We start from the raw sequence: 2,293 nt of genomic DNA, 5'->3' as shown, positions 1-2,293 counted from the left end.
CCTCTAGGTAAAAATGAAAGTCAGCAAGCTAAAGATTTTCGTACATGGTTGCTGGAGGAGATAAGGAGTTGCTCTGATACTCCTCCAGTAATTCTTAATCCAAGCCAGTAGCTTGGGTTATCGTTATTGTCCTTGTATACCAGCTATTTTTACAATTTCAGCCCATTTTGCAACTTCTGAATTTATAAATTCACCCCATTGTTTAGCGTCACGGCTATCAACAATTGCGCCACGATCATTAATTTTCTTTTGTACTTCTGGGTTAGCTAAAACAGTACGAATATCTTTACTTAGCTTTTCAACGATATCTTTTGGGGTGCCCTTAGGAGCGAGAACACCGCCCCAGCCAGGCCCTTCAAAGCCTGGATAACCAAGTTCCGCAACTGTAGGTACATTGGGTAGCTGCGGAATTCTTTTTGCTGTCATAACAGCAATCGGCCTTACCTTGCCTGAAGCAATATGTGGGGCAATAGTAGGCAATGTCTCAACAGCTAAATTAATTTGGCCACCAATTAAATCAGTAACTGCTTGTCCACTACCTTTATAGGGAACAGAAAGAATGTCAATTTTAGCTCGTGCTTTCAGCAATTCTTCTGCAAGTTGTTGGTTGGGGGCAGAATATGCCCACTCGAGCTTTCCGGGATTGCTTTGGGCGTAGTCAACTATCTGTTTTAATGTTGTGAAAGGAGAATTTTGATTTGCTACTAGCAAAAGAGGAACAATAAAAACTCCGTTAACTGGCTCAAAATCTTTTGGGCTGTAAGGTAAGGTAGGATAAAGCGCAGGGTTTACAGCAATCGTGCTGCTTGAAGCCATGGTTAAGGTGTAACCATCGGGGGCAGCTTCTTTCCCAAAAACAGTTCCAGGGATACCATTTGCACCGCCTTTATTGTCCACCATAATTTTTTGGGGAAGTATTTGCGAAAGCTCATCAGCAACAATTCTGGAAAAGATGTCTGTTGCCTGCCCAGCTGGAAAAGGTACTACAAATTTAATTATCTTATTTGGGTATTGAGAGAATGCAAGGGAGGAGAAAAAAATTAATCCAGTTGCGATAAGGAAATGAATCTTTGATTTAATGATTGTCATAAAATGCTCCATAGTGTTAGTTCTGTTTAGGGCAATATAAATTACTGGATTGAAATATCTAGATTTTTGAGTATGGGTGTCCATTTACTGTTCTCCTTATTTAGGATTTCAGTCGTCTCCGCAGAGCTTGTTGAAATAGCCTCAAATCCAAGATTCAGAAGTTCGGACTGATAGTTTTTATTTTCAGCTAACTTTGCGAAATCTTTTTCAAGTTTCAAAATAATGTCTTTTGGTGTTTTAGCTGGAGCCAAGATCAAATATCTTGAACTCACCTCTACATCTGGAAGGCCTGCTTCTGTTAGAGAAATAATTTCGGGGGCTAGTGGTGTCCTTTTCGAGCCAATCACTGCTAGTATTTTTAATTTCCCAGTCTTGGCATATTCCTTCACCGTCGATAGTGTAAACATACCTATATTCACATGACCTGCCAAAATATCTACCAAGGCTGGCCCATTTCCTTTATAAGGAATTGAGTTAAATTTAATTTGCGCTTTGTGGGCAAAGAGAATGGAGGCTAAATCTTGTGGGCTACCAGCGCCTGGGGTAGCAAGAGATACTTGGCCTGGGTTCTTCTTTGCAAGTGCAATCAATTCTTTAACTGAATTGACTGGGAATTCTGGATTTGCGGCTAAAACAATTGGTGCTGAAGTTATAAAAGAAATAGGAACAAAGTCTTTTTGCGGATCAAAATTTAATTTTTTGAACAGCAACGGCATGATTGCGATGACATCGGTATTAATTAGCAGCGTGTATCCATCTGGCTCGCTTTTAGCTACGCTTTCCGTACCTATTGTGCTGCCTACCCCACCTTTATTGTCCATAACAATAGGTTGATTCAGAATATTTTTTAAGTGTGGTGACATGATTCTTGCAACCGTATCAGAGCCACCACCAACAGCGTATGGGATCACTAGTTTAATTGGTCTGTTTGGGTAATTATCTGCTGGCGCTGAAATAGATGAGGAGCCCAATAAAGCTAGGGTCATCCCAATTGCAAATCTAACGGCATGCGTTTTATTATTGCGGTTCATAAACTAGCCTCCTTATTTTTTTCATTCTAGAGTGGAATTTTTTTTAAAACATTCAAATATCGGGTAATCCCTAGTGGGTATTTTAAATTCATAGGGCTATATTGTTCGAACAATAGTGTTAATTAGGAATTTTGTGAAAGTTAATGAGCCAATCACCAATTGTTTGATCGATC

2 protein-coding genes are annotated in these 2,293 nt (G+C 39.7%); both read right to left on the bottom strand.

Translation table 11 applies throughout. The annotated features are described in order from the left end of the window. Nucleotides 1-123 precede the first annotated feature (123 nt). Complete coding sequence (locus ABWP14_RS11360) at nt 124-1,089, bottom strand: Bug family tripartite tricarboxylate transporter substrate binding protein (RefSeq protein ID WP_353203084.1); 966 nt, start codon at nt 1,087-1,089, stop codon at nt 124-126. Between the two features lie 41 nt (nt 1,090-1,130). Beyond that, nucleotides 1,131-2,120, bottom strand: a complete 990-nt coding sequence (locus ABWP14_RS11355; RefSeq protein WP_353203083.1) for a Bug family tripartite tricarboxylate transporter substrate binding protein — start codon at nt 2,118-2,120, stop codon at nt 1,131-1,133. Nucleotides 2,121-2,293 lie beyond the last annotated feature (173 nt).

The organism is Polynucleobacter sp., assembly GCF_040400325.1.
In the GTDB taxonomy this organism is placed as follows: Bacteria; Pseudomonadota; Gammaproteobacteria; order Burkholderiales; family Burkholderiaceae; genus Polynucleobacter.
Note: the sequence above shows the minus strand (reverse complement) of the source record. Positions and strands in the feature narration are given on the sequence as shown.